Origin of the sequence: Cupriavidus metallidurans CH34 (genome assembly GCF_000196015.1) — a bacterium.
Classification (GTDB): Bacteria; Pseudomonadota; Gammaproteobacteria; order Burkholderiales; family Burkholderiaceae; genus Cupriavidus; species Cupriavidus metallidurans.
Map to the genome: position 1 here is coordinate 2,119,591 of NC_007973.1, position 26,482 is coordinate 2,146,072.

Annotated in this window: 21 protein-coding genes; 8 read left to right on the forward strand and 13 right to left on the reverse strand. The window is 64.3% G+C overall.

Translation table 11 applies throughout. The features are described from left to right. The first annotated feature begins 245 nt into the window (after positions 1 to 245). From tcuC to RMET_RS09785, 4 genes are all read left to right on the forward strand, one after another. On the forward strand, positions 246 to 1,535 hold the full coding sequence (gene tcuC / locus RMET_RS09770) for an MFS transporter (RefSeq protein ID WP_011516677.1): 1,290 nt from the start codon (positions 246 to 248) through the stop codon (positions 1,533 to 1,535). 346 nt (positions 1,536 to 1,881) lie between these two features. Continuing rightward, positions 1,882 to 2,430 (forward strand): peroxiredoxin, encoded by a 549-nt coding sequence (locus tag RMET_RS09775; protein ID WP_008651557.1) that lies wholly within the window; start codon positions 1,882 to 1,884, stop codon positions 2,428 to 2,430. A 121-nt stretch (positions 2,431 to 2,551) separates the two neighbouring features. Further along, the gene (locus RMET_RS09780) at positions 2,552 to 3,073 is read left to right on the forward strand and encodes a carboxymuconolactone decarboxylase family protein (protein ID WP_011516678.1); all 522 of its coding nucleotides are present in this window, start codon (positions 2,552 to 2,554) and stop codon (positions 3,071 to 3,073) included. A gap of 205 nt (positions 3,074 to 3,278) precedes the next feature. Next, positions 3,279 to 3,857 carry a GNAT family N-acetyltransferase gene (locus tag RMET_RS09785; RefSeq protein WP_011516679.1) on the forward strand — a complete coding sequence of 193 codons (579 nt, stop codon included), beginning with the start codon at positions 3,279 to 3,281 and terminating at the stop codon, positions 3,855 to 3,857. 37 nt (positions 3,858 to 3,894) lie between these two features. Here the strand turns inward: RMET_RS09785 and ispF are convergent, their stop codons facing one another. Then, the gene (gene ispF / locus RMET_RS09790; RefSeq protein ID WP_011516680.1) at positions 3,895 to 4,401 is read right to left on the reverse strand and encodes a 2-C-methyl-D-erythritol 2,4-cyclodiphosphate synthase; all 507 of its coding nucleotides are present in this window, start codon (positions 4,399 to 4,401) and stop codon (positions 3,895 to 3,897) included. A 32-nt stretch (positions 4,402 to 4,433) separates the two neighbouring features. Continuing rightward, positions 4,434 to 5,258, reverse strand: coding sequence for a 2-C-methyl-D-erythritol 4-phosphate cytidylyltransferase (gene ispD / locus RMET_RS09795; RefSeq protein ID WP_008651553.1), 825 nt, complete (start codon positions 5,256 to 5,258; stop codon positions 4,434 to 4,436). A 134-nt stretch (positions 5,259 to 5,392) separates the two neighbouring features. Between ispD and mfd the strand changes: the two genes are divergently transcribed. Then, the gene (gene mfd, locus RMET_RS09800; RefSeq protein WP_008651552.1) at positions 5,393 to 8,845 is read left to right on the forward strand and encodes a transcription-repair coupling factor; all 3,453 of its coding nucleotides are present in this window, start codon (positions 5,393 to 5,395) and stop codon (positions 8,843 to 8,845) included. Positions 8,846 to 8,899: 54 nt separating this feature from the next. After that, positions 8,900 to 10,111 carry an acetylornithine deacetylase gene (gene argE, locus RMET_RS09805; RefSeq protein ID WP_029307725.1) on the forward strand — a complete coding sequence of 404 codons (1,212 nt, stop codon included), beginning with the start codon at positions 8,900 to 8,902 and terminating at the stop codon, positions 10,109 to 10,111. A 287-nt stretch (positions 10,112 to 10,398) separates the two neighbouring features. On the opposite strand, the gene RMET_RS09810 is transcribed toward argE, so the two are convergent. The 11 genes from RMET_RS09810 to RMET_RS09860 all read right to left on the reverse strand — a co-directional run bounded on the left by RMET_RS09810 (position 10,399) and on the right by RMET_RS09860 (position 24,794). Next, positions 10,399 to 12,249: a gamma-glutamyltransferase family protein gene (locus tag RMET_RS09810; RefSeq protein ID WP_011516682.1), complete on the reverse strand. Its 1,851-nt coding sequence runs from the start codon at positions 12,247 to 12,249 to the stop codon at positions 10,399 to 10,401. A 101-nt stretch (positions 12,250 to 12,350) separates the two neighbouring features. After that, positions 12,351 to 12,821 (reverse strand): OsmC family protein, encoded by a 471-nt coding sequence (locus RMET_RS09815; RefSeq protein WP_011516683.1) that lies wholly within the window; start codon positions 12,819 to 12,821, stop codon positions 12,351 to 12,353. 135 nt (positions 12,822 to 12,956) lie between these two features. Further along, positions 12,957 to 15,545, reverse strand: a complete 2,589-nt coding sequence (clpB, locus tag RMET_RS09820; protein WP_011516684.1) for an ATP-dependent chaperone ClpB — start codon at positions 15,543 to 15,545, stop codon at positions 12,957 to 12,959. 216 nt (positions 15,546 to 15,761) lie between these two features. Further along, positions 15,762 to 17,930 (reverse strand): D-(-)-3-hydroxybutyrate oligomer hydrolase, encoded by a 2,169-nt coding sequence (locus tag RMET_RS09825; RefSeq protein WP_011516685.1) that lies wholly within the window; start codon positions 17,928 to 17,930, stop codon positions 15,762 to 15,764. Positions 17,931 to 18,207: 277 nt separating this feature from the next. Further along, positions 18,208 to 18,588, reverse strand: a complete 381-nt coding sequence (crcB, locus tag RMET_RS09830; protein ID WP_008645434.1) for a fluoride efflux transporter CrcB — start codon at positions 18,586 to 18,588, stop codon at positions 18,208 to 18,210. Next, positions 18,588 to 19,079, reverse strand: coding sequence for a molybdopterin synthase catalytic subunit MoaE (moaE, locus tag RMET_RS09835; protein WP_011516686.1), 492 nt, complete (start codon positions 19,077 to 19,079; stop codon positions 18,588 to 18,590). The genes crcB and moaE overlap by 1 nt, the downstream gene beginning before the upstream one ends. 1 nt (position 19,080) lies before the next feature. Beyond that, a complete protein-coding gene (gene moaD, locus RMET_RS09840) occupies positions 19,081 to 19,338 on the reverse strand; it encodes a molybdopterin converting factor subunit 1 (protein WP_011516687.1) in 258 nt (85 codons plus the stop codon). Positions 19,339 to 19,340: 2 nt separating this feature from the next. After that, positions 19,341 to 20,576, reverse strand: coding sequence for a molybdopterin molybdotransferase MoeA (locus RMET_RS09845; RefSeq protein ID WP_011516688.1), 1,236 nt, complete (start codon positions 20,574 to 20,576; stop codon positions 19,341 to 19,343). A gap of 153 nt (positions 20,577 to 20,729) precedes the next feature. Further along, complete coding sequence (gene thrC / locus RMET_RS09850; RefSeq protein ID WP_011516689.1) at positions 20,730 to 22,175, reverse strand: threonine synthase; 1,446 nt, start codon at positions 22,173 to 22,175, stop codon at positions 20,730 to 20,732. 28 nt (positions 22,176 to 22,203) lie between these two features. Next, entirely contained in the window at positions 22,204 to 23,514 is a 1,311-nt protein-coding gene (locus RMET_RS09855) for a homoserine dehydrogenase (protein ID WP_011516690.1), read from the reverse strand. A 50-nt stretch (positions 23,515 to 23,564) separates the two neighbouring features. Next, on the reverse strand, positions 23,565 to 24,794 hold the full coding sequence (locus tag RMET_RS09860; RefSeq protein WP_008650683.1) for a pyridoxal phosphate-dependent aminotransferase: 1,230 nt from the start codon (positions 24,792 to 24,794) through the stop codon (positions 23,565 to 23,567). A gap of 307 nt (positions 24,795 to 25,101) precedes the next feature. On the opposite strand from RMET_RS09860, the gene RMET_RS09865 reads away from it, so the two are divergent. After that, a complete protein-coding gene (locus tag RMET_RS09865) occupies positions 25,102 to 25,482 on the forward strand; it encodes an Mth938-like domain-containing protein (RefSeq protein ID WP_011516692.1) in 381 nt (126 codons plus the stop codon). Positions 25,483 to 25,682: 200 nt separating this feature from the next. Continuing rightward, complete coding sequence (locus RMET_RS09870) at positions 25,683 to 26,144, forward strand: peroxiredoxin (protein ID WP_011516693.1); 462 nt, start codon at positions 25,683 to 25,685, stop codon at positions 26,142 to 26,144. Positions 26,145 to 26,482 lie beyond the last annotated feature (338 nt).

Genomic DNA, 26,482 nt, shown 5'->3' on the forward strand with positions numbered 1-26,482 from the left:
CGCGAAAATCGCCGCGAATGTATTCGATGCGGCGCATTGACAGGTTTTCGACAGCAAACGATAGGGTTTTGTAAGCTCGCTGACAGGCGATTGACAGCGATTCAGCGCACACTTCCGCCCATCGACAGGTCCGATGCATACCGTTGCATCCCTAGCCATGGCACCACCTGCCGCAACCCCAAACGCCCTGGCTGCCCACACCGAAAACATACCGCCGGTCAACCGGCGGTGATCGAGAGACAGCCATGTCCAGCACTACCCAGTCACAACACGGATTCCGCACCGTGTTCCGCGTTGTCAGCGGCAACTTCCTGGAAATGTACGACTTCATGGTCTATGGCTTTTACGCTGCAGCCATCGCCCGTACGTTCTTTCCTTCGGATAATGAATTCGCATCGCTGATGCTCTCGCTGGCCACGTTCGGCGCGGGCTTCCTGATGCGACCATTGGGCGCCATCATCCTGGGCGCCTATATCGATCACCACGGGCGTCGCAAAGGCCTGATCCTCACGCTGATCCTGATGGCGGCCGGCACGCTGCTCATTGCGGTAGTGCCAGGGTACGCGGCGATCGGCGTGGCCGCGCCGCTGCTAGTCCTGTTCGGACGACTGCTGCAGGGCTTCTCCGCAGGCGTGGAACTGGGCGGTGTATCGGTGTATCTGTCCGAGATCGCCAAGCCCGGCAAGAAGGGCTTCTACGTGGCATGGCAATCGGCCAGCCAGCAGGTAGCCGTGATCTTCGCGGGCCTGCTCGGCGTGATCCTGCACGCCACACTGGCGCCGGCGCAGATGGATAGCTGGGGCTGGCGTGTGCCGTTCCTGATCGGCTGCCTGATCGTGCCGTTCCTGTTCATCATCCGCCGCTCGCTCGAGGAGACCGAGGAGTTCCGCACGCGCAAGCATCGTCCGAGCGTGAACGAGATCTATCGTTCGATGCTCGACAACTGGGGCATCATCATCGCCGGCTGCATGATGGTGGTGATGACCACGGTGTCGTTCTACATGATCACCGCCTACACGCCGACCTTCGGCAAGACCGTGCTGAAGCTCGACGACGTGGACAACCTGATCGTCACGATGTGCGTCGGCCTGTCGAACTTTATCTGGCTGCCGCTGATGGGCGCGGTGTCCGACCGCATTGGCCGCAAGCCGCTGCTGGTGTTCTTCACGATCGCCACGCTGGTGACCGCCTACCCCGCCGTTTCGTGGCTGGTGGCCGCCCCGTCGTTCGAACGCCTGCTGATGGTGGAGCTGTGGCTCTCCTTCCTGTACGGCAGCTATAACGGCGCAATGGTCGTCACGCTGACCGAAGTCATGCCGCCCGCCGTGCGCACCGCCGGCTTCTCGCTGGCATACAGCCTGGCCACGGCACTGTTCGGCGGCTTTACGCCAGCGATCTCGACCTACCTGATCCACGCCACGGGCAACAAGGCCGCGCCGGGTCTGTGGCTGATGTTCGCCGCCGCATGCGGTCTGGTTGCCACGATCATCATCTTCCGCACACGTCGCGAGCAGTCCGCGCTGAGCGCCGCATAACATCACGTGGCACGTATCGCGCGTCACCTGACGCCACACGCCGCCTTCACATTCCTGCCAAATCGCATAGCAGGCAAGCGTGAAGGCGGCGTGACCCGTTTCAGATCCCTCTGAATTTCTACGGTGTCCCCGTCAGGCGCGTCCGCGCATGGCATACTCCCCCGTGCTTCGTCTCTCCCCCTAGGCGCTGCCTATCGGGCTGTTTGAGAATATCAATTGGCCGCAGCGCCTCCGACGACGCATAATCCCCCTTTGTTGCACTCGCACAAGTGACATTTCCATTGCATCAGGGAACTCGCCATGCGAATGCGCGCCTCATTCTGTTCAACCGTATCAGGAGAAGTGTATGAAGACCGTTGGTGACAAGCTCGAAGCCTTCCACGTCGTTGGCGTCAAGCCCGGTTTCAACAACCACGAAGAGAACGGCCAGTCGGCGTTTGAAGACATCACCGAAAAGTCGTTCGAAGGCAAGTGGAAGGTCATCTACTTCTACCCGAAGGACTTCACGTTCGTGTGCCCGACCGAAATCGTGGCCTTCGCGAAGCTGAACGGCGACTTCGCCGATCGTGACGCGATCGTGCTGGGTGGCTCGACCGACAACGAGTTCGTGAAGCTGGCATGGCGTCGCGAACACAAGGACCTGAACAAGCTGAACCAGTGGCAATTCGCCGACGTGACCGGTTCGCTGGTGGATCAACTGGGCGTGCGCGACCAGGCCGCCGGTGTTGCGCTGCGCGCCACGTTCATCGTCGACCCGGACAACACGATCCAGCACGTTTCGGTGAACAACCTGAACGTCGGCCGTAACCCGGAAGAAGTCCTGCGTATCCTGGACGGTCTGCAAACGGACGAACTCTGCCCGTGCAACCGTGCAGTTGGTGGCGCCACGCTGTAATCGGCCTGCCTGCCAGTCGCCTCGAGCAAACTGGCGTATCAAGCGTGAAAGGGCCAGCGCCCTTTCACGTCGAAACCCGCTCCGTGCGGGTTTTTTGAGCCCTCGACGATAGGAGAAATAAATGGAATTCCTCAGCACGATCAAGAATTTGATCCCTGACTATGCAAAGGACATCCGTCTGAACGTGGACGGCACGATTGCACGCTCGTCGCTGGAAGGCAACGACGCGGTTGGCGTGGCGCTTGCGGCCGCTTTTGCCGCCAAGAGCAAGGTCCTGGTCGATGCCATCCGCAATGCGAACGTGCTGTCGCCGGAAGAAGTCAACGGCGCGCTGACGGCCGCCGCGCTGATGGGGATGAACAACCTCTGGTATCCCTATGTCGAGATGGCCGAGGACCCCGATCTGGCCAGCCAGCCCGCAGGCCTGCGCATGAACGCCTATGCCACCCATGGTGGCGTGGACAAGCGGCGCTTCGAGATGTACGCGCTGGCCGCATCGGTCATCGGCAAGTGCCATTTCTGCATCAAGTCGCACTACCAACTACTGAAGACCGAGCAAGGCATGACTGCTCAGCAACTGCGCGACGTAGGCCGCATCGCCGCGGTGATCGGCGCTGCTGCGAATGTGATCGCTGCCGAGTAATCCGGGAGGTACGCGGGTAAATCACCTGCGTGACGGATGCAAGCCGGCGCGCGCCCTCACGGGTGCCGCCGGCTTTTCCTTTGCTGCGCGGCGAACGTGAATACGCACGCATCGTGGAAATGTCACACATCAGACATCGTTGTACCGATGCATTTGTGCACCGGACGGCCTACAATCCACCCAAGGCCACGTCATCGTTACCGCCATGAGCACCCTGCCTTCGCAAAATTCGCCCCGCTTCCGGTTTCGCCTGGCCGCGACCTACGACTGGGGCGATATCGCCGCCGTCACGCAACATGCCTACGGGCAATATGAGCTCGAAATCATGGAGGACTGTCGCGCATCGTTCCAGCGCGGCATGCAATCCGTGCTGGCCGCCAAGGACAACCCGGATATGGAATGGTGGGTCGCGGAGACCGACCATGGCATCAGCGGCGCGGTGCTGTTCTGCCACCCCGACGCAACTGTGCCGGCCCTCGACGGCAGTATGGTCACGCTCACGCAGCCCGAAGCGCGCCTGCTATCGGTCAGCCCGCAGGCACGGGGACTTGGACTGGGGCACCGGCTGATGCAGATCTGCATCCAGCGTGCGCGCGACATCGGGTCGAAGACGCTGGTCTGCCGCACCATGCCGGAAATGGATTCCGCCAACCGTCTGTGCCAGCAGATGGGATTCGAGAAACGCACGGAAGCTGGCGCGCGTCACGGCGCGATGGCGCGGCTGATCGACTACGTCTATCCGATCACCGCCGAAACGGCGGAAGCTACAGCGCCGAAGGCCTGACGGCCAACGGCGCGATTTCAGACTTCAGGCGACAAGCTCAGTCCTGGGCGTCGCCGTTGCGGCGGTAGATCAGTACCGCCGCCTGCGCCACGATCCCCTCCTCCTTTCCTTCGAAGCCCAGTTTCTCGTTGGTCTTCGCCTTCACGTTGCAGCGCGTGACGGGCAGGCCGAGATCTTCCGCGAGATTGGCCACCATGCCGCTGATATGCGGCGCCAGCTTGGGCTTCTGCGCGATGACCGTGGCGTCGACGTTGCCGATCTCGTAACCGGCTTCGCGCACACGACGGACCGCCTCACGCAGCAATACCCGGCTGTCGGCGCCAGCGAAATTCGGATCGGTATCGGGAAAGTGGCGACCAATATCGCCCAGCGCCGCGGCACCGAACAACGCATCTGTCACGGCATGCAGCAGCGCGTCGGCATCGGAATGACCGAGCAGTCCGCGATCGTGTGGAATGTCCACGCCACCGAGGATCAGCTTGCGGCCCGGCACCAGGGCGTGAACGTCATAGCCTTGGCCAATGCGGATATCGAACGGGTTCAATGCGGCTCCTTTGTCTGGATGGATCACGTTTGTCACGTGTTGGAAGTCGGTGTGCCAGTGCGCAACAGTACGTCCGCCAGCGCGAAATCCTCGGGGTATGTCACCTTGAAGTTGCGCAGCGAACCATTCACCAGGCGCGGATGCAGTCCAAGCCGCTCGATCGCACTCGCCTCGTCGGTCACCACCGCGCCCGCGGCCAGCGCATCCTCCAGCGCATGGCGCAGCACGCCGATTCGGAACATCTGCGGTGTCTGGGCTTGCCACAGTCCTTCGCGCGGCACGGTGGCGCCGATGCGGGCAGCGGCGTCGGCACGCTTGAGCGTGTCCGGCACCGGCACGGCAAGAATGCCGCCGATCGGCTCGCTGGCGGCATCGTCGGACTCGACAGCGCGCACAAGTGTGTCGATCATCGCGGGCGTCAGGCCGGGCCGGGCCGCATCGTGCACGAGCACCCAGTCGGTATCCACTGCGCCCATGGTCCCAAGATGATGGAGACCGGCGAGTACCGAGGCATGGCGGGAATCACCGCCGACGAACGCTGTATCGAAGCGGAGCCCGGCAAAGGCGGCGGCGCCGAAACGGGACTCGAGCGGCATGTCGTCGGGGGCCAGCACCAGCGCGGTGGCGCTGATGGCATCGCAAGCGGAAAAGGCGGCCAGCGCATACCAAAGCATCGGCCGTCCGGCCACGGTCTGGTACTGCTTCTGGATGGGGCCTCCGGCACGACTGCCGGTACCGGCACAGGGAATCAGGGCGAAGCGGCGATCTGACACGGATTTGCGGGAGATGGAATATCGGAAACCGGCCGGCAAACCGGCCGGGGTGCATTCTATAATACGGCCCTCGCCCGCCGCCATCTGGCACTGCCGATGCAGTGGGCATGAACCATGATCCTCGCCCGTGAACAGCCCGGGCCCAGCCCGTCACAGGGCAACAACGGGCCCTCGCAAACGCCGGCGGGGTGTTGTCGTTTCAAGCGCCTCTGCTGCCAATGCCTGACAACCACGCCGCTTTTCCGTTCGCCAGCTTCCCCTTGATCAAACCGGGTCTGCGTCATGCCGTCAACGGCCTGACCGGTTCCGCCGACGCGCTCGCGGTTGCCGCCTATGCGCGGCAGCATCGCCGCAGCGCGCCGATGGTGGCCGTCGTCTGTGCCCATGCCGTCGATGCGCAGCGTCTGGCCGAAGAGATCCCCTGGTTCGCCCCGGAACTGCGCGTGCGTCTGCTGCCGGACTGGGAAACGCTGCCGTACGACAGCTTCTCGCCGCACCAGGACCTGGTCTCCGAGCGTCTGGCGACCCTGCACGACATCCAGGGTGGTCAGTGCGACGTGATGCTCGTGCCCGCGTCGACCGCCCTCTATCGGCTGGCGCCACCCGCGTTTCTGGCGGCCTACACGTTCTTCTTCAAGCAGGGGGCCAAGCTCGACGAAGCGGCCTTGAAGGCGCAATTCACGCTGGCCGGCTATGAGCACGTGAGCGCCGTGATGCGCCCCGGCGAATACAGCGTGCGCGGCGGCCTGATCGACCTGTATCCGATGGGGTCGGCCCTGCCGTACCGGATCGACCTGTTCGGCGACGAGATCGAAACCATCCGGGCATTCGATCCCGACTCGCAGCGCAGCCTGTATCCGGTCAAGGAAGTCCGCCTGCTGCCCGGCCGCGAGTTCCCGCTCGATGAAACCGCGCGCACCGCCTTCCGGGGCCGTTGGCGCGAACTATTCGAGGGCGACCCGACCAAATCGCCGATTTACAAGGACATCGGCAATGGCGTGCCGTCGGCCGGTATCGAGTACTACCTTCCGCTGTTCTTCGAGCAAAGCGCGACGCTGTTCGACTATCTGCCCGAAGGCACCCAGCTTGCCTTCTCGGGCAATGTGGACGAGGCCATTCGCCGCTTCTGGGCCGACACCACCCAGCGCTACAACTTCATGCGTCATGACCGCGAGCGGCCGCTACTGCCGCCAGCGGACCTGTTCCTGTCAGAAGAACAGTTCTTCGTCGGCGCAAAGCCGCTGGCGCGACTGGTACTGCAGCGGGATGCCGCGCCTGCCGACGCGCCCGCCTTCGCCGGACACCTGCCCGATGTATCGGTCAATCGACGCGCTGAAGATCCGCTGGTCAACCTGGAATCGCTGCTGCTCAACAAGGCCACGCGCGTGCTGATGTGCGCCGACTCGGCTGGCCGACGCGAGACGCTGTTGCAGTTGTTCGCGGAAAGCGGCCTGCGTCCGATGATCGTCGACGACTTCGCCGCCTTCCTGGCGGGCGATTCGCATTTCTCGATCGCGGTGGCACCGCTGCAGACCGGCTTCGCGCTGCCGTCGGCGCAGATGGCATTCGTGACCGAGGCCGAACTCTACGCCGGCACGGCACGCCGCTCGGGCCGGCGCAAGCAGGAACAGGCGAGTACTGTCGATGCGATGGTGCGCGACTTGGCCGAACTCAAGATCGGCGACCCCGTCGTGCATAGCGAGCATGGCATTGGCCGCTACCAGGGTCTGGTCACGCTGGACATGGGCCAGGGCGACGAGGAATTCCTGCACCTGGACTACGACAAAGGCAGCAAGCTCTATGTGCCCGTGCATCAGTTGCATGTGATTTCGCGCTATTCGGGCGCCGATCCGGAGACGGCCCCGCTGCATTCGCTGGGCACGGGCCAGTGGGACAAGGCCAAACGCCGAGCCGCGCAGCAGATCCGCGATACGGCCGCCGAACTGCTGAACCTGTACGCGCGCCGCGCCCTGCGTGAGGGCTTTGCCTTCCCGTTGCAGCCCAAGGACTACGAGGCATTTGCCGAGAGCTTCGGCTTCGAGGAAACGCCTGACCAGGCCGCGGCCATCGCCGCCGTGATCGCCGACATGACGTCGGGCAAGCCGATGGACCGGCTGGTCTGCGGCGACGTCGGCTTCGGCAAGACTGAAGTCGCGCTGCGCGCGGCGTTCGTGGCGGTGCTGGGCGGCAAGCAGGTCGCCATGCTCGCGCCGACCACGCTGCTGGCCGAGCAGCATTTCCAGACGCTGTCCGACCGTTTTGCCGAATGGCCAGTGCGTATCGTCGAGTTGTCACGTTTCAAGACGAAGAAGGAAATCGACGCCGCGATCAAGCAGATCAACGAAGGCACCGTCGATATCGTGATTGGCACGCACAAGCTGCTGTCCGATGAGGTGAAGTTCCAGCGCCTGGGGCTCGTGATCATCGACGAGGAACACCGCTTTGGTGTACGCCAGAAGGAAGCGCTGAAGACACTGCGCGCCGAGGTCGACGTGCTGACGCTGACCGCCACGCCGATCCCGCGCACGCTGGGCATGGCACTGGAGGGCCTGCGCGATTTTTCTGTGATCGCCACCGCGCCGCAGAAGCGACTGGCCATCAAGACCTTCGTCCGACGCGAGGAAGACGGCGTGATCCGCGAAGCCATCCTGCGCGAGCTGAAGCGCGGTGGTCAGGTCTACTTCCTGCACAACGAAGTGGAGACGATCGAGAACAAGCGCGCCAAGCTGGCCGAACTGGTGCCGGAGGCCCGTATCGCCGTGGCCCATGGCCAGATGCACGAGCGCGAACTCGAACGCGTGATGCGAGACTTCGTCTCGCGTCGCGACAACATCCTGCTCTGCACGACGATTATCGAAACCGGTATCGACGTGCCGACGGCCAACACCATCCTGATCCATCGCGCCGACAAGTTCGGTCTGGCCCAGCTTCATCAGTTGCGCGGCCGTGTGGGCCGTTCGCACCACCAGGCCTACGCATATCTGCTCGTGCATGATGTCGAGGGGCTGACGCGCCAGGCGCAACGCCGGCTCGAGGCCATCCAGCAGATGGAGGAACTGGGTTCCGGCTTCTATCTGGCCATGCACGATCTTGAAATCCGTGGCGCCGGCGAGGTGCTGGGCGACAAGCAGTCAGGCGAAATCCACGAAATCGGATTCCAGCTCTATACGGACATGCTCAATGCCGCCGTGAAATCGCTGAAGGCCGGCAAGGAGCCGGACCTGATGGCACCGCTGGCCGCCACTACAGAGATCAACCTCGGCACGCCTGCCCTGCTGCCGAATGATTACTGCGCGGATGTCCACGAACGCCTGTCGATCTACAAGCGCCTGGCCAACTGCGAGGCCGGCGAGCGCGTCGACGACATCCAGGAGGAGCTGATCGACCGCTTCGGCCGGCTGCCCTCGCAGGCGCAGGCATTGATCGAGACGCACCGGCTACGTATCGCCGCGGCGCCGCTGGGCGTACGCAAGATCGACGCGGGCGAAGCCACGGTCAGCATGCAGTTCGTGCCGAATCCGCCGATCGACGCCATCCGCATCATCGACCTCGTGCAGAAGAATCGGCATATCAAGCTGGCCGGCCAGGACAAGCTGCGTATCGAGGCAAAGATGCCCGACGTGGCTACCCGCGCGCAAACCATCAAGCACACGCTGCGCCAGTTGGCCTGATGCCGGGCCAGGTGTACGATCAAACCCCCAATGAATCAGACGTTTCAACGCCCCATGCCAGCCCAACCCGACAACCGATCCGCCGCCACCAATGCCCCCGCGCGTGGCAGCGCGCTCGAATGGACCGAGCGCCTGGTATCGATGGATACCACTTCCCGCCATTCGAATCTGGGCCTGATCGAGTCCGTGCGCGACCACTTCCTGGCCAAGGGCCTGCGCCCCCATCTGAGCTACAACCCGCAGGGCGACAAGGCCAACCTGTTCGTGACGATTCCCGCAGCCGATGGCGCCACCAATGGTGGCATCGTGCTGTCCGGGCACACGGACGTGGTGCCCGTCGACGGGCAGAACTGGAGCACCGACCCGTTCAAGCCGGTGGTGCGCGACGGCAAGCTCTACGGTCGCGGCACCTGTGACATGAAGGGGTTCATCGGCACGAGCCTGGCGCTGCTGCCGACCATCCTTGATGCCAGGCTGCGCGAGCCAGTGCACTACGCACTGTCGTTCGACGAAGAGATCGGCTGCATGGGCGCGCCGTACCTGCTGGCCGAACTGCGTGACCGTGGCGTGCGCCCGGCGGGCTGCATCGTCGGCGAGCCGACCAGCATGCGCGTGATCGTGGCGCACAAGGGCATCAATGCCTACCGGTGCTGCGTTAAGGGCCAGGCGGCGCACTCGTCGCTGACCCCTAAGGGCGTCAATGCGATCGAGTACGCCGCGCGCCTGATCTGTTTCATTCGCGATATTGCCGACGAGTTCAAGGCCAATGGCCCTTACGACCGGGCCTTCGACGTGCCGTTTACGACCGCTTCGACCGGCACGATCCAGGGTGGCATCGCGCTAAACACCATTCCCGCCGAGTGCGAATTCGTCTTCGAGTTCCGGAATCTTCCTGGCGTTGATCCGGAAGCGATCCTGGCGCGCATCCAGGCCTACGCGAACGATGTGCTGTTGCCGAAGATGCGCAACGAGCATCCGGATGCCGGCATGGCCATCAGCAAGATCGCCGCCGCGCCTTCGCTCGATGCCGCCGAGACCGATGCCATTACCCAGCTCGTACGCGCGCTGACCGCCGACCGCGATACCAACAAGGTGGCCTACGGCACCGAGGCTGGCCTGTTCCAGCGCGCAGGCATTCCGGCTGTGGTGTGCGGCCCCGGCGATATCCAGCAGGCGCACAAGCCCGACGAGTTCGTCTCGCTGGATCAGCTTGCCGCGTGCGAGACCTTCCTGCACAAGGTGGTGGATAGCCTGCGCGTCGCCTGATTCGGCCCCGTGAAAGCGGGGCCACGGACAGGGCAAAGACCAAGACCAAAAAACGGGGTCACCAACGCCGGCCCGCAAAAAGAAAAAACCCGCGGCACCGGGAGGTGCAGCGGGTTAAGTTTCCATTCCGGAAACGGGTAGACAAGTCATGAAGAGCGCCCCCGCATCTCCATGACGGTTTGAATAGTAGCCACCGAATCGCCCCCTCGGCTTGACACAAGTCAAGCGCCAGACAATGGCGAAGCTGGTGTCACAGATTAGTACAATCCCCCTCCTTCCCGCCCGCTTCAAGGCCGGATAGTGTCGCCCAGCACCACACCCTCGCGCCGTGGATCGGTACCGCCTTCCAGCAGGTCGTCATCCCCCGTCCGGGTACGCAGTATCGTGTTCACGCCACTTGGCTGGGCCCGTAGCGAGATGCGGTGGCCAAGTGCCTTGAGTCCCTGGACCAGCGGGTCGCTGGCGCCGTCGTTCGTCGTGTTGATATGCGGATGCTCGCCACCGAGCGTCGTGACTGGGCTGTTGCTGGCGCCGAAGTCGACCAGACCGGCCGACTGCTGCGCGTTGAGCCCCCAGTCGAGCACCCCGACCAGCGTCTTTATCACGTACTGCGGTATCGCCCCGCCGCCCGGCGAACCCGTCGCCATCAGGAAATCTCCGATCGAGCCATCCGCACCCTTGCGGAATACCAGCGTCGGCGCCATCGAACTGCGCGGACGCTTGCCCGGCTCCACGCGATTGGCGACGGGCTGGCCTCTGGCGTCCACCGGCGTCGCGCTGAAATCGGTCAACTGGTTGTTGAGCAGGAATCCGTGGGTCATATGAAACGACCCCATGCTGGCTTCCACCGATGTGGTGGCGCTGACCGCACTCCCCTGCGCATCGACGATCGAAAAGTGGTTCGTTCCATGTTCCGCCTGCGGCACAACGCCCAGCAGCGCGCCGCCCAGGCTGCCGGCCATGGCGGTGCCCATGGAGCGATGCCGATCGATCAGCGCCGCTCGTCCGCGCAGGTATCGTTTGCCCAGCAGCGCATCCGCGCTACCACCCGGCAGCGGCACGAAATCGGGATCGGCCACGTACTTGTCACGATCTGCATAGGCCAGCCGCTCGGCCTCGCTGACGAGGTGCACACCGTGTACGGATGGCTTGCCGCCCTCCCCGTCGACGGCGGTCGGTCCAAGTTCGGCCAGGTCGAAGTTCTCCAGAATCCCCATCACGGATGCCACCGTGATACCGCCGGCGGGTGGCGGCGCACCGCAGATCCAGAACGCGCGGTAGGCCATGCAGACCGGTTCGTGCCGCTTCACCGTGTAAGCCGCCAGATCGGCCAACGTCGTCTTGCCTGGCGTGATGGGCCGGCCATCGGCACCCGTCGTGGCCGCGATCGACACCACGATGCCTTCCGCGATCGGCCCCGTATAGAACGCATCGGCACCCTGGCTGGCCAGGGCCTGCAGCGTCCGCGCGTAGGCGGGATTCCTGAGAACCGTACCGATTGCCTTCGGCTTGCCGTCGGGATCGAGAAAGTACGCGCGCGCCTCGGCATCGCGCTTGAGACCATTGGCGTTCGTGGCAATCGCCTGCGCCAATCTGCCGCCGATCGGGAAGCCGTTCGTCGCCAGTGTCACGGCGTCGTCGAACAGCCCCGGCCAGGGCAGCTTGCCATGCTCCCGCTGTACGCGCTCGATCAATCGGGGCACGCCGGGTGTGCCAATGGAGCGGCCGCTGGATCGAAGATCGGGCTTTGGCGAACGCCGGTCCCTGGCATCGTCGATGTGAACCAGATAGTTCGCACCAGCCGACGCCGGCGCAGTCTCCCGGCCATCGTAGGCCTGCACGGTCCGCGTGGTGGCGTCGTAATAGAGCAGGAAGCCGCCCGAACCCAGTCCAGTGGCCTCCGGCACCGTGAGCCCCAGCACCGCCTGCACCGCGACGGCGGCGTCCGCAGCGGTGCCGCCCCGACTGAGCACCGCGCAACCCGCCGCACTGGCGTACGCGTTCGAGGTCGACACCATATACGACCGGGCATGGATCGGCCGCATTCCCTTGCGGTAGCCGCTGGCGGGCTCCGGCGCGGCAGGATCGCCCGGCAAGTTCGAGCCGACCACCACGGTGCCGCCATCATCGGCAAGCACCTGGCAGACGCCTTCGGCGTGTGTCGACGTAGGTGGCGTAGGTGGCGCCGATGGCGGCGCAACGCTAGAACAGCCCCCGACGAGCAGCGCGCCTGCGAGAATCAGCCCGAAACGATGACGGGTTCGCACAGGATCGGAAAATTGACGGAATTGGCGATGTAGCACTTCTCGTGTGCCACGTGATGCAGGTGTTCGGCCTTGGCCGCGTCATCACCGGCGCGGATGGTGACCTGCGGGCGCAGCACGATCTCGGTGAATTTGGCCGGCGAGGCTCTGTCCGTCATCGTGCCTTCGGCCTGATCGACATAGGCCAGCACAGCGATGCCGGCGTCGGCGCACAGGTGCAGGTACCAGAGCTTGTGGCAGGCCGACACCGATGCCAGCAGCAGTTCCTCCGGATTCCAGCGGCTGGGGTCGCCCAGGAACGCGGGATCGGAGGAACCCGGGATCTCGGGCTTGTTGCCGGACCGGATCACGTGTTCGCGTCCGTAGGCGCGGTATCCCGACGTTCCGGTGCCGTGGTTGCCTGTCCATTCGACCGTCGTCTGGTACTTGTGCTCGCCGTGAGCCATGGAATTGCTCCTGAAGTGGGAGAAAAGCTGCAAGGAGCCACCATTGTGGCGAAAAAAAGGGACCTCCGCAGAGGTCCCTTGCTCAACCCGGCCAGACTGCCCGGGCTGGAGATCGGCCGATGCAGCCGGCGCGTCTCAATGCACCATTCGCCCAAACGTGAACTCGCCATCCACATAGTCCACCGGCACGACATCCTTCGCGGCAAACCGGCCTTCCAGGATGGCCTTGGCCACCGGATTCTCGATCTGCTGCTGGATCGCGCGCTTGAGCGGCCGGGCTCCGAACACCGGGTCGTAGCCCGCGCTGGCGATCTTCTCCAGCGCGCGCTCGCTCACGTCCAGCGTCATGTCCATGCGGGCCAGACGGACCTGCAGGCGCTTGAGCTGAATCTTGGCGATCGACTCGATATTCTTCTGGTCGAGCGCATGGAACACCACGACTTCGTCGATCCGGTTCAGGAACTCGGGCCGGAAATGCGTGCGCACCTCCTGCCATACCGCGCCCTTCACCGCCTCCTGCGGTTCGCCAGCCATCGACTGGATGATGTGTGAGCCCAGGTTCGACGTCATCACGATCACCGTGTTCTTGAAGTCGACGGTACGGCCCTGACCGTCGGTCAGACGACCATCGTCCAGCACCTGCAGCAGCACGTTGAACACGTCCGGGTGCGCCTTCTCGACTTCGTCGAGCAGGATCACCGCGTACGGCTTGCGACGCACCGCCTCGGTCAGGTAACCACCTTCGTCATAGCCCACGTAGCCCGGAGGCGCGCCGATCAGCCGGCTCACGCTGTGCTTCTCCATGAACTCGCTCATGTCGATGCGGATCAGGTGTTCCTCCGAATCGAACAGGAACTCGGACAGCGCCTTGCACAACTCGGTCTTGCCCACGCCCGTCGGCCCAAGGAACAGGAACGAGCCATACGGCTTGTTCTCATCCGACAGACCGGCACGCGAACGGCGGATCGCATCAGACACCAGCCGCACGGCCTCGTCCTGACCCACCACACGCTGGTGCAGACGATCTTCCATCTTGAGCAGCTTCTCGCGCTCGCCCTGCATCATCTTGGCCACCGGAATACCCGTGGCGCGGCTGACGACCTCGGCGATTTCCTCGGCGCCGACCTGCGTGCGCAGCAGCTTGTTCTGCTGCTTCTGCTCGCTGGCCTCGGCCTTGGTTGCCGCCTGCAGCTTGCCCTCGAGTTCCGGCAGCTTGCCATACTGGAGTTCAGCCACCTTGTCGAGCTTGCCTTCGCGCTGCAGTCGGGTGATATCGAGCTTGATCTTCTCGATCTCCTCCTTCAGCGCGGCCGCACCCTGGGCGGCGCCCTTCTCGGCGCGCCAGATCTCATCCAGGTCAGCGTATTCCTTCTCGAGCCGGATGATTTCCTGCTCGATCAGTTCCAGACGCTTGCGCGATGCCTCGTCGGTTTCCTTCTTGACCGCCTCACGCTCGATCTTGAGCTGGATCGTGCGACGCTCAAGCTTGTCCATCGCCTCGGGCTTCGAGTCGATTTCCATCTTGATCCGCGCGGCAGCCTCGTCGATCAGGTCGATGGCCTTGTCCGGCAGGAACCGGTCGGTGATGTAGCGGTGCGACAGCTCGGCCGCAGCCACGATGGCCGGGTCGGTGATCTCCACCTTGTGGTGCAGTTCGTACTTCTCCTGCAGGCCACGCAGAATGGCGATCGTTGCCTCGACGCTGGGCTCATCCACAAGCACCTTCTGGAAGCGGCGCTCCAGCGCGGCATCCTTCTCGATGTACTTGCGGTATTCGTTCAGCGTGGTCGCGCCGATGCAGTGCAGTTCGCCGCGCGCCAGCGCCGGCTTGAGCATGTTGCCCGCGTCGATCGCGCCTTCGGCCTTGCCCGCGCCCACCATCGTGTGAATCTCGTCGATGAAGACGATGGTCTGGCCTTCGTCCTTGGCCACGTCGTTGAGCACGGCCTTCAGGCGTTCCTCGAACTCGCCGCGATACTTGGCGCCGGCCAGCAGCCCGGCCATGTCGAGCACGAGCACGCGCTTGTTTTTGAGCGTCTCCGGCACTTCGCCGTTGACGATGCGCTGTGCCAGCCCTTCGACAATGGCGGTCTTGCCCACGCCGGGCTCACCGATCAGCACGGGGTTGTTCTTGGTGCGGCGCTGCAGGATCTGGATCGCGCGGCGGATTTCGTCGTCGCGGCCAATCACGGGGTCCAGCTTGCCGGCACGCGCTCGCTCGGTCAGGTCGACCGTGTATTTCTTGAGCGCCTCGCGCTGCGACTCGGCGTCGGCGCTATTGACGGTATCACCGCCGCGCACGGCCGTGATCGCGGCCTCGAGCGACTTGCGCGACAAGCCGTTCTCGCGGGCGATCCGCCCCGTCTCGCCCTTGTCGTCAGACACGGCGAGCAGGAACAGTTCACTGGCGATGAACTGGTCGTTGCGCTTGATCGCTTCCTTTTCTGTGGCATTCAGCAGGTTGTTCAGGTCGCGGCCCACCTGGACCTCGTTCGTGCCCTGAACCTGCGGCAGGCGATGGATCGCCGCATCGAGCGCGCTCTGCAGGCCGCCCACGTTCACGCCAGCACGCGACAGCAGTGTGCGGGCCGCACCATCGTCCTGCGCGAGCAATGCACGCAGCAGATGCTGGGGTTCGATGTATTGATTGTCATTACCCAGCGCCAGACTTTGCGCTTCTGCCAGCGCTTCCTGGAACCGGGTGGTCAGTTTGTCAATTCGCATTAGGAGCCCTCTCTCTCTCTAGGAAAGTGTGTCCTGATGCGAGGCCCGCGGCGGCATCGGCTGCCGCCACATATGCCCAGCCGGACACGTTACTTCCGAAAGATAGGGCTTGGGAATGACATTTCAAGACATCGGCGATACACCCGTCATACATTGACCAAGTATCGGCCAAGTGCATGACGGGTAACCCGCATCGCCGGGCCTGGCGGCCACGTCTCAGTTGGGCACGTCCACGGTCGAGCCGGTGACCGTGATCGCGTCGCCGGCCGCGGGTGTGGCGGCAATCGGCGGCACGTTCGACGGCTGGATCCTGGGGCCGACCGTGTCGGTGTCGGCACCTCCGCGCGGCGTGGTGCGCACCACCTGCGACGGCGGCAGCGGCGTACCGTCGCGCAGGTTGGCGTAGACCGCGTCGAGCGCCCGGTTCACGTAAACGTGCATCGGGATATAGCGCTTGGCATATCCGGGAATCACGTCGATGAACCCGTCGAAATGCTGGCCGTTGGTCACCTCGATGTACGAGAGCCGGCTGCTGGCGCCCTCGACGTGCTTGTTCAGCCCGAGATATGGCCGCGACGTGTGGTTCACCGGCAGCAGGCCATCGCTGCGGCCCTGCACGATGACCGACGGTCGGCCGCCAAGGTTGCCCGTGCGATAGGTCTGGCCGATACCGGTCATCAGCGCCGGGTTGCGGGTATCCAGCAGGCCACGCAGGCAGAGCGCGCCGTCGACATTGCCGTCGGCCAGCTTGGTCGAGGGCGATATCGACGTGAAGTCACGCATCGCGCCGGACGGGTTGGCATCGTTCATCAGCGTCACCGCCGTAGTGGGCGGAATGCCATTGCCAGTCGAGAACAGCCCCGCCAGCGCGGCCGCCGGGGCCGTGACGGGATTGGCCTGCGGCGGGCTGCCCGGCGAGGAAAAACTGTAGTGGCAGAGCCGGTCCGTCACGCTGGCGCGTGCATAGGCATTGGCATAGGTCACCGAAATGGAACTGCCGACCTCCAGCGCCGAAAGCGACGCGAACAGGTCATCCGACTCCGGCTCCCAGCCGGCGCGGTGCAACGCATCCAGCGCGGAGGTTGCCTGGGCGGATGTGCTGCCTCCGGCAATCATTTTCTTGGCGGCCAGTGACGCGCATCGGTTGAGCGCGGCCTGCCCGGCCGTTTTGGCAAATGGCGCATTGCCCAGGCTGGCATCCTGGCTGGCGCAGAGCTGGTACAGGTTGGCAATCGTCGTGTAGTCATAAAGATGCTTGCCCGACGCCGCCACCGGTACGCCACCGCGCTTGACGACCACGCCTGCCGTCGGTGGCAGGTTCACATTCGGCTCCCCGACGGCCACGCCGTCGATCAACCCGCCGGTGTCCTGTTCCGCCGCTGCAATGGCCGCCCCGCCGCCATTCGAGATGGCCGACGCGATCACCAGCACATTGGCCGGCGTGAACGTCGCCTGCCGCATGCCATCGGTATTGGTCCTGCCGAACTTGTCGTTGACCGCCCAGAGCGTGAACTGGATCGCCTGCAACGTGTTGGCGCCCCAGTTCGCCTCCGGGTTCTGCTGCGAGTGCGCGTGCTTGAACGCAAGCCGGTGCGGGGTGCTGGAATTGAAGCCCGCCAGCGTTTCCGAGGCACCGGGCTGTGCCGCGAACTGGGCCTGCGTGCCGGCACCGGCCCGGGTCTGCCGGGTGCCGTCGATCAGCGGCACGGTGTCGCTACCCAAGTCATGCGGCGCCGCGCCGGTGCCCTTGTCCGTATAGGCCACCGCGCAGTTGTGCTTGAGCCCCCACTCCCCCACGGCAATTCCGCCATAGACACCACGCGAGCCGGACGAAGTGGCGGAAATGATGCAGGGATGTTTCACATCGAACCCATCCGGAACCTGGGCCATGACCGTCACGTTTTGCCGGCCCGAGCCGTCGTCGGTAAATGCGATGTACTCGGTACCCGGGACCTTGCCCTGGCCGGTCGTCACATTCCCCTTGGCGTCGACGTTGGGGCCGTAGAGCGAGCCATAGCCGCCTGCGGCCTGGACATCCACGATCGCGCGGTAGTTGGCCCAGATCGCGTTACGGCGCAATTCCACGGCCGTCGGCGCGTTCGGATTGGCAAACGCCGGCGCTGCGGCCGCCAGTCCGTCCTTGCCCAGCCCCGCCGTCAGCAGGTCATCCGTGTTGCCGTCGTAGGATTTGACTCCGACGGGGCCGGATATGAACGCCGGCTTGACGTTGGGACCGGTGTTCCCGCCGCTCCCATTTGTGCCAAACCCGCCGCACGCAGCGACGGCAAGCGTGGCGACGGCGATGGCGATCGTGTTTCGGCGGTGCGCACGCCGGGTGCCATGGCCGTGCGAATGGGCGGACTGCGAGAGGTGGCGCTGCTGCATGGGTATGTCTCCTTGTTGTTATCGGCGGGATGGCGCGAACGCCATCCCGTCCAGGACTCGGTGAGACAACTGCAAACTGCGAAACAGGGGGAATTGCGGAGTGGCGCGGACCATGGTGAGGCGCTGGGAGGTGCGGCTTCATGCGAAGCCGCGCGCACCCGGCGATCCGGCCCGGCAATGTTATACGGTCTTGCGCCGCAGGAGGACGGCCTGGCGGTACGTAGTGTTACCTAAGGTCTACCCCGAAGCCCCTGTACAGAGCCTAGGGGACACCGCCTCAGGCCAGCGCGCGGTACGACCAGATGCCGAACGCGGTCAGCAGGAGCGATCCACCCAGATGCATCGCGAGGTGGAGCATGGCCCAACGATAGTCACCGGCCATCAGATTGGCGATGACTTCGCTCGAGAACGTCGAGAACGTGGTCAGGCCGCCAAGAAAACCCGTGACGGCCAGCAGGCGCCACTCAGGCGGCAAAGACGGGTGGGTTTCGAAGAACGCGACGGCCAGGCCGATCAGGTAGCCCCCGACCAGGTTCGATGCCAGCGTGCCATACGGCAGTGCCGGATTGATAGCGTTCCACGTGACCGAGAAAAACCAGCGCAGCCAGGCGCCGACGGCGGCACCGACGCCGACCGCCACGAAACCCATCGGGCCCATCATTCTTCCTTGTTATTGGCGGGATCCGCGTTGAACGATTCGATACCCCAGCGGCGCAGCGCGGCATCGTCCGAGACCCGCGCGTCGACCCAGCGCGCGCCTTCCGGCGTGTCTTCTTTCTTCCAGAACGGTGCCTCGGACTTCAGATAGTCCATGATGAACTCGCACGCCGCAAACGCGGCCCCACGGTGGGCCGAGGACACGGCAACCAGCACGATCTGGTCCAGCGGCTGCAGCAGGCCCACGCGATGCACGATGGTCACGCCAAGCAGCGGCCAGCGTTCGCGCGCCGCCGCCTCGATCGTCTCCAGCGCCTTCTCGGTCATGCCGGGATAGTGCTCGAGCTCCATCGTACTGACGCGCGTGCCTTCGCTGACATCGCGCACCGTTCCGATGAAGCTGGCCACCGCCCCAACGCCCGGATTGCCGGCGCGCAGCGCCGCCACTTCCGCGCCGAGATCGAAATCCTCGTGCTGAACGCGCACCGCCATCTCAGCCTCCGGTCACGGGAGGGAAAAAGGCCACCTCGCAGCCGTCGGCCAGCGGGGTGTCGGCACGTGCCACGGCGTGGTCCACGGCCATGCGCAGCGCGCGGCCATCGGCCAAAGCCTCGGTCCAGGCGCCGCCGCGTCCGCGCAGCCATGCGCGCAGGTCGCCAACCGTGCGAACCTCGGCGGGCACCTCGGCGCGTTCGGCGCCCTGCCCCACCTGTTCGCGCACGCTGGCGAAGTATCGGAGTTCTAGTTGCATGATCAGGCCAGCAAACTGGCAAATGGAATGAACTGCACAACGTCGCCGCGCTGGATGGTCTGGTTCGGCGGATTGTCGATCAGGCCATCGCCCCACACGGTGGACGTCAGCACGCCCGAGCTCTGGTTCGGAAACAAGTCGAGGCCGCCAGCATCGTTGATGCGCGCGCGCAGGAATTCGTTGCGGCGGTCGCCGCGCGGCAGATCGAAATCCGCACGCAGCGGCAGACGACGCGGCGTCACATCCGCGACGCCCTGCAGACGCAGGATGAACGGGCGCACGAACAGCAGGAATGTGACGAAGCTCGACACGGGATTGCCCGGCAGGCCCAGGAAAAACGCGGGCAGCTCGGTGCCGTTGGCCACCTGCCCGAAGGCCAGCGGCTTGCCCGGCTTGATCGCAATCTGCCAGAGGTCCAGCCGACCTTCCGCCGTGACGGCCGGACGGATATGGTCTTCCTCGCCTACCGATACGCCGCCCGACGTGATGATCAGGTCGTTGCCCTCGGCGGCGCGGCGCAACGTGTCGCGCGTGGCTGCCAGCGTGTCCGGGACGATACCGAAGTCAGTCACTTCGCAGCCGAGGTTCTCCAGCAGACCGCGCAGCGTGAACCGGTTCGAGTTGTAGATCGCGCCGGGCTTGAGCGGCTCGCCGGGCATTGCCAGTTCGTCGCCGGTAAAGAACACGGCCACGCGCACGCGGCGGACCACGTCGAGCTTTGCCTGTCCCACCGACGCGGCCAGGCCCAGCGCTTGCGGCGACAGGCGCGTGCCGGCGGGCAGGATCTCGCTGCCGGCCTCGATATCCTCGCCGGCACGGCGAATCCACTCGCCCGATGCCGGTGCATGATTGACGATCACCGCGTCGCCATCGGCCTGGCACTGCTCCTGCATCACCACCGCATCGGCGCCAGGCGGAATCAGGCCGCCGGTGAAGATGCGCGCGGCGGTACCCGGGGCCAGTTCGGTACCCACGTGGCCCGCCGGTATCCGTTGCGAGACTGGCAGCCGCGTGCCCGGCGCGGGCACATCGGCGGCACGCATCACATAGCCGTCCATCGACGTGTTATCGGCCGGCGGCACGCGCAACGCGCTGGTGACCCCGGCCGCCAGCACCCGGCCGTTGGCCTGCAGCGTATCGACGGTTTCGGAATCGGTGATCGGGCGAACGCCGGCCATCAGGGCATCGAGCGCCTGGGCCATCGTCAGCATCGGAGGGCGCGCAGCAGTCTGGGTCATGGGATGCGTGTGGGATTCAGGTTGGCTCCAAATGAAACAGCCCCCGGGCCGGGAAGCCTGGGGGCCGTGGCAGCGGAGCCCGGCAAACCCGATTGTAGCGAGTTGGCGCCGGACCGGCCGATCCTGCTGTGATAAGGGCTATTCGCCCTTCGATCACAAACCGGTGTGCTGGGCGATATACGCCTTCACGCTGTCCGCGTCGGCCGGCATCACCTCGAAGCGTTGCGGCAGCTTCTCGATACCGTCGAACGCAGCCGGACGTTCCGGCTCATGGCCCAAAGCCTCGTGGATTGTGTCGGCGAACTTGGCCGGCAGCGCGGTTTCCAGCACCACCATCGGCACGCCCGGCTGCAGGTACTCGCGCGCCACCTTCACGCCATCGGCGGTATGGGTGTCGATCGTCACGCCATAGCGCTGGTTCACGTCGCGGATCGTCGCCAGACGGTCCTGGTGCGAGCTGCGGCCGGAAACAAAGCCAAACTGGCCGATGCGCGCGAATTCCGGCGTGCCCGCCAGATCGAAGCCACCCTTGGTGTCGACGTCGCTGAACAGCGCCACCAGCTTGTCGGCGTCCTGGCCCAGCAGATCGAACACGAAACGCTCGAAGTTCGATGCCTTCGAGATGTCCATGCTCGGGCTCGACGTGTGGTACGTCTGGGCCGAGGTCCGCACGCGATACGTGCCGGTGCGGAAGAACTCGTCCAGCACGTCGTTCTCGTTGGTGGCCACCACGAGCTTGTCGATCGGCAGGCCCATCATGCGCGCGATGTGGCCGGCGCAGACGTTGCCGAAGTTGCCCGACGGCACGCAGAACGACACCTTCTGTCCCGGACCGCTGGTCGCCAGCAGCCAGCCCTTGAAGTAGTAGACCACCTGGGCGACCACGCGGGCCCAGTTGATCGAGTTGACCGTGCCAATGCGCTGGCGCGCCTTGAACGCATGATCGTTCGAGACGGCCTTGACGATGTCCTGAGCGTCGTCGAACACACCTTCGATCGCGATATTGAAGATGTTCGGGTCCTGCAGGCTGAACATCTGGGCGGTCTGGAACGCGCTCATCTTGCGGTGCGGGCTCAGCATGAACACGCGAATGCCTTCCTTGCCGCGCATCGCGTACTCGGCCGCGCTACCGGTATCGCCGGAAGTCGCGCCAAGGATGTTCAGCTTCAGACCCGCGCGCTTGAGCGCGTACTCGAACAGGTTGCCCAGCAACTGCATCGCCATGTCCTTGAAGGCCAGCGTCGGGCCGTTGGACAGGCCCAGCAGTTGCAGCTTCGTGCCGCCCTCTTCGCCCAGTGTACGCAACGGCGTAATGTCGGCAGTGTTGTCGCCGGCTCGCGCGTTGCAGTACACGTCAGCCGTGTAGGTCTTGCGCGTCAGCGCGCGCAGGTCCTCGGCGGGGATGTCGTCACAGAAGCGCGACAGCACCTCGAACGCCAGGTCGGCGTACGGGAGCTTGCGCCAGGCTTCGAGTTCCTCGGCCGTGATCTGCGGGTACTGCTTGGGCAGATACAAGCCGCCATCGGGCGCCAGGCCACCGAGCAGGATCTCGGAGAACGATTGCGGCACGTCATGGCCGCGCGTCGACTGGTAATTCATGAGGCGAGTCAGGTCCGTCTGTCAGCTATCAGTTCAGTTCTTCCATGCGCAGGCGCGTGACCGGCGACAGCACGGTCTGGAGCGCTTCGATGCTGCGAATCGCGGCATTGACGTGCTTCTCGCGCGTCAGGTGCGTCAGGATGATGATGTCGGTCTGCGGCTCGCCTTCGCGCGATTCCTTCTGCAGCATCGCGTCGATGCTGATGCCGGCTTCCGCCAGGATGCGCGTGATCTCTGCCAGCACGCCAGTTTCGTCCGACACACGCATACGCAGGTAGTACGAGCTAGTGACTTCGTCGATCGGCAGCACGGGCACGTTCGACAGCTCGTCCGGCTGGAATGCCAGGTGCGGTACGCGGTGGTTCGGATCGGCGGTGTGCAGGCGGGTCACGTCGACCAGATCGGCAATCACGGCCGAGGCGGTCGGCTCGGCGCCGGCGCCCTTGCCGTAGTACAGAGTGGCGCCCACGGCATCGCCCTGCACCAGCACGGCGTTCATCGCGCCTTCCACGTTGGCGATCAGGCGCGAGGCCGGCACCAGCGTCGGGTGCACGCGCAGTTCCACGCCTTCCTCGCGGCGGCGGGTGATGCCGAGCAGCTTGATGCGATAACCCAGTTCCTCGGCGTATTTGATATCGATGGCCGACAGCTTGGTGATGCCTTCCACGTGGGCGCGGTCGAACTGCACCGGCATACCGAATGCGATCGCGCTCATCAGCGTGACCTTGTGCGCGGCGTCGACGCCTTCGATGTCGAAGGTCGGATCGGCCTCGGCATAGCCCAGTTGCTGCGCTTCCTTGAGCACGGTATCGAAATCCAGACCCTTGTCGCGCATCTCGGACAGGATGAAGTTCGTCGTGCCGTTGATGATGCCGGCGATCCACTGGATGCGGTTCGCGGTCAGGCCTTCGCGCAGCGCCTTGATGATGGGGATGCCACCCGCCACTGCCGCCTCGAAGGCGACGATCACGCCCTTCTTGCGCGCGGCCTCGAAAATCTCGTTGCCATGCACGGCCAGCAGCGCCTTGTTGGCGGTGACCACGTGCTTGCCATTCTCGATCGCCTTGAGCACCAACTCGCGGGCGATGCCATAGCCGCCGATCAGCTCGATGACGATGTCGATGTCCGGACGCGTCACCACGTCGTTCGCATCGCTGACGACGTCCACCGTCCCACCGGTCAGCTCGCGGGCGCGCTCGGTGTTCAGGTCAGCCACCACCGCAATCTCGATGCCGCGGCCTGCACGGCGACGAATTTCCTCCTGATTGCGCTTGAGCACGTTGAACGTGCCGCTACCGACGGTACCGATGCCGAGAAGGCCGACTTTGATGGGATTCATGAACGTCTGACTCTGGTTTGCTTGATTCTGAAATAGGGGCGTCCGGTGGCTCAGGCCGTACCGTGACGTTTGCGATAGCTTTCAAGGAAGCGGCCGACGCGGGTGATGGCCTCACGCAGGTCTTCCTCGTGTGGCAGGAACACAATCCGGAAATGGTCCGGCGCGCCCCAGTTGAAGCCGGTACCCTGCACCAGCAGCACCTTCGATTCCTGCAGCAGTTCGTAAATGAACTCCTGATCGTCCTGGATCGGGTACATGGACAGGTCGAGCTTCGGGAACAGGTACAGCGCAGCCTTGGGCTTGACGCACGTAACGCCCGGAATCTTGGTAATCAGCTCGTAGGCCAGATCGCGCTGGCGGCGCAGGCGGCCGCCTTCGGTCACGAGGTCATTGATGCTCTGATACCCGCCCAGCGCCGTCTGGATCGCCCATTGGCCCGGCACATTGGCGCACAGGCGCATCGACGAGAGCATGTTCAGCCCTTCGATGTAGTCGAGCGCGGGACGCTTGTCGCCCGACACCACCATCCAGCCCGCGCGGTAGCCGCACGAACGGTAGTTCTTCGACAGGCCGTTGAAGGTCACGGTCAGGACGTCCGTGGACAGCGAGCCGATCGACGTATGCGTATTGCCGTCGTACAGGACCTTGTCGTAGATCTCGTCGGCGAAGATGATCAGGCCGTGCTCGCGCGCGATGGCCACGATCTCCTTCAGCAGTTCGTCCGAATACAGCGCCCCGGTGGGGTTGTTCGGGTTGATGATGACGATGCCGCGCGTGTTCGGGGTGATCTTGCGGCGGATATCATCGAGGTCCGGCATCCACTCGTTGGCCTCGTCGCACACATAGTGCACCGGCGTGCCGCCGGACAAGCTCACCGCGGCCGTCCACAACGGGTAGTCAGGCGCCGGCACCAGCATTTCGTCGCCACTGTTGAGCAGCGCATTCATCGCCATCACGATCAGCTCGGACGCGCCGTTGCCCACATAGATGTCATCCAGCCCCACGCCCTGGATCTTCTTTTCCTGGGTGTAGTGCATGATCGCCTTGCGCGCGGCGAAGATGCCCTTGGAATCCGAGTAACCCGCCGAATTGGGCAGGTTGCGCATCATGTCCTGCTGGATCTCCTCCGGCGCGTCGAAGCCGAACACCGCCAGGTTGCCGATGTTCAGCTTGATGATCTTGTGCCCCTCTTCCTCCATTTGCTTGGCCTTTTCCAGCACCGGGCCGCGGATGTCATAGCAAACGTTCTGGAGCTTGTGCGATTTCTGGATGGGTTTCACGGCGGTGTTGGCGATGTCAGGGCAAGCTGCCGGTCTCTGGCGGCAGCGGAATCTGGGAATCTCTGGATTGTCCTGCGCGTCTGGCGGCGCGTCCGCAATGAGGCTCGCGAGGCGTGGCAGACCTGGAGGCAAAAGCTATAAGATATCGGATTATGACAGACTTCGGCACGGATTCTTGCATTGCGGCGAGCGTTTTGCCCTCCCGCGCGCACGATCCTGCCACCAACCCGTCGCCAGTCTCCTGCTACGGCCACCCTTCTGCACCGGGTGGCTCGCCGGACACATCCCGACGGCATGAGGCCCCCACTTGAAACTCCACGCCGACCAACCTCAAAGCCTCAATACCGTGACCGGCTACGGTCCCGGCTATATAGAAATCAATGCGATCCGGCACGAAACGGCGGTGCTCGTGATGCCCGAAGGCAACGTCGAGCCATGGCCGGTCAGCCGTTTCGAAGACCTGGAACCCGCCCATTTCGAAGCCTTACTGAAAAAATCGCCCGAAGTCGTGCTGCTAGGCACCGGCAGCACGCTGCGCTTTCCCCACCCGCGCCTGACCGCCGCCCTCTCCCGCCTGCATATCGGCGTGGATGCAATGGACTTGCAGGCCGCATGCCGCACCTACAATATCCTCATGGCCGAGGGCCGCAAGGTTGCGGCGGTGCTGCTGGTGGAGCCGGCTGCCTGACTTGCCGGAGCTCGGCATCGGGCAACCTGATGTGCCAGCGCGTACCGCCGGGGCCGGGATTCCCGCCGGGTTCGGTTTACGCCACGCTTGAAGTCCGTAGAACTGCCCCAATCTGCACTCGCCATGGCCGCAAAGCCCGAGGCCGACATCGGGCTGCCGCCGTCACCGATGATGCACGCCATCCCAGGAGAGCCACCAGCATGACCGTCAGTCTCAACAAGGCCATTCCCGACTTCCAGGCCCCCGCCACCGGTGGGGACTTCCGTCTTGCCGACCAGCGCGGCAAGACCACCGTGCTGTACTTCTACCCGAAGGACAACACGCCGGGTTGCACCACGGAGGCGATGAACTTCCGCGATCAGTACGACGATTTCGAGAAGGCTGGCGCCGCGGTTTACGGCATCTCTCGCGACAGCATGAAGTCGCACGAGAACTTCAAGGCCAAGCTGGAGTTGCCGTTCGAACTGATCTCGGACGCCGACGAGGCGATCTGCCAGCTCTTCGATGTCATCAAGATGAAAAAGATGTATGGCAAGGACGTGCGCGGCATCGAGCGCAGCACGTTCATCCTTGATGCCAAGGGTGTCCTGCGCCACGAAATGCGCGGCATCAAGGTGCCGAATCACGTGGACGAAGTGCTGGAGATCGTCAAGGGGATGTGACCGGAGACATCCTCGCGACAGCGATGCAACAGTGACGCAACGATGCGTTTTCGCCTGATTGCCAAACCGGAATCGTTCGGGTAGATTGGGTCGTAATGCGTTCAGATCCCAGTTGCCACGCTGCCGTATCGGTCCAGCCCAGCAGGCTCAGTCCCCGGGCTGGTAGCGGACCTGCCGCGTCGCGGGTCCGCAAGCAAGCCGCCATCCCTGTCCACCAGGTCTGGCGGCTTTTTTGTTTGTCCACACCCTCAACCTCACTCTACGGTTTTCCGGTTTTCTGCCGTTCGTTGGCGTTGATGCGCCAGCCATTCCGCCCCCGTCTGTTCCCCTGAAAGGAA

Excerpts from the sequence above, each read along its gene's own strand:
- tcuC (WP_011516677.1), top strand. The coding sequence starts at position 246 with ATGTCCAGCACTACCCAGTCACAACACGGATTCCGCACCGTGTTCCGC.
- RMET_RS09775 (WP_008651557.1), top strand. The coding sequence starts at position 1,882 with ATGAAGACCGTTGGTGACAAGCTCGAAGCCTTCCACGTCGTTGGCGTC.
- RMET_RS09780 (WP_011516678.1), top strand. The coding sequence starts at position 2,552 with ATGGAATTCCTCAGCACGATCAAGAATTTGATCCCTGACTATGCAAAG.
- RMET_RS09785 (WP_011516679.1), top strand. The coding sequence starts at position 3,279 with ATGAGCACCCTGCCTTCGCAAAATTCGCCCCGCTTCCGGTTTCGCCTG.
- ispD (WP_008651553.1), bottom strand. The coding sequence starts at position 5,258 with ATGGCGGCGGGCGAGGGCCGTATTATAGAATGCACCCCGGCCGGTTTG.
- mfd (WP_008651552.1), top strand. The coding sequence starts at position 5,393 with ATGCCTGACAACCACGCCGCTTTTCCGTTCGCCAGCTTCCCCTTGATC.
- argE (WP_029307725.1), top strand. The coding sequence starts at position 8,900 with ATGCCAGCCCAACCCGACAACCGATCCGCCGCCACCAATGCCCCCGCG.
- RMET_RS09815 (WP_011516683.1), bottom strand. The coding sequence starts at position 12,821 with ATGGCTCACGGCGAGCACAAGTACCAGACGACGGTCGAATGGACAGGC.
- clpB (WP_011516684.1), bottom strand. The coding sequence starts at position 15,545 with ATGCGAATTGACAAACTGACCACCCGGTTCCAGGAAGCGCTGGCAGAA.
- RMET_RS09825 (WP_011516685.1), bottom strand. The coding sequence starts at position 17,930 with ATGCAGCAGCGCCACCTCTCGCAGTCCGCCCATTCGCACGGCCATGGC.
- crcB (WP_008645434.1), bottom strand. The coding sequence starts at position 18,588 with ATGGGCCCGATGGGTTTCGTGGCGGTCGGCGTCGGTGCCGCCGTCGGC.
- moaE (WP_011516686.1), bottom strand. The coding sequence starts at position 19,079 with ATGGCGGTGCGCGTTCAGCACGAGGATTTCGATCTCGGCGCGGAAGTG.
- moaD (WP_011516687.1), bottom strand. The coding sequence starts at position 19,338 with ATGCAACTAGAACTCCGATACTTCGCCAGCGTGCGCGAACAGGTGGGG.
- RMET_RS09845 (WP_011516688.1), bottom strand. The coding sequence starts at position 20,576 with ATGACCCAGACTGCTGCGCGCCCTCCGATGCTGACGATGGCCCAGGCG.
- thrC (WP_011516689.1), bottom strand. The coding sequence starts at position 22,175 with ATGAATTACCAGTCGACGCGCGGCCATGACGTGCCGCAATCGTTCTCC.
- RMET_RS09855 (WP_011516690.1), bottom strand. The coding sequence starts at position 23,514 with ATGAATCCCATCAAAGTCGGCCTTCTCGGCATCGGTACCGTCGGTAGC.
- RMET_RS09870 (WP_011516693.1), top strand. The coding sequence starts at position 25,683 with ATGACCGTCAGTCTCAACAAGGCCATTCCCGACTTCCAGGCCCCCGCC.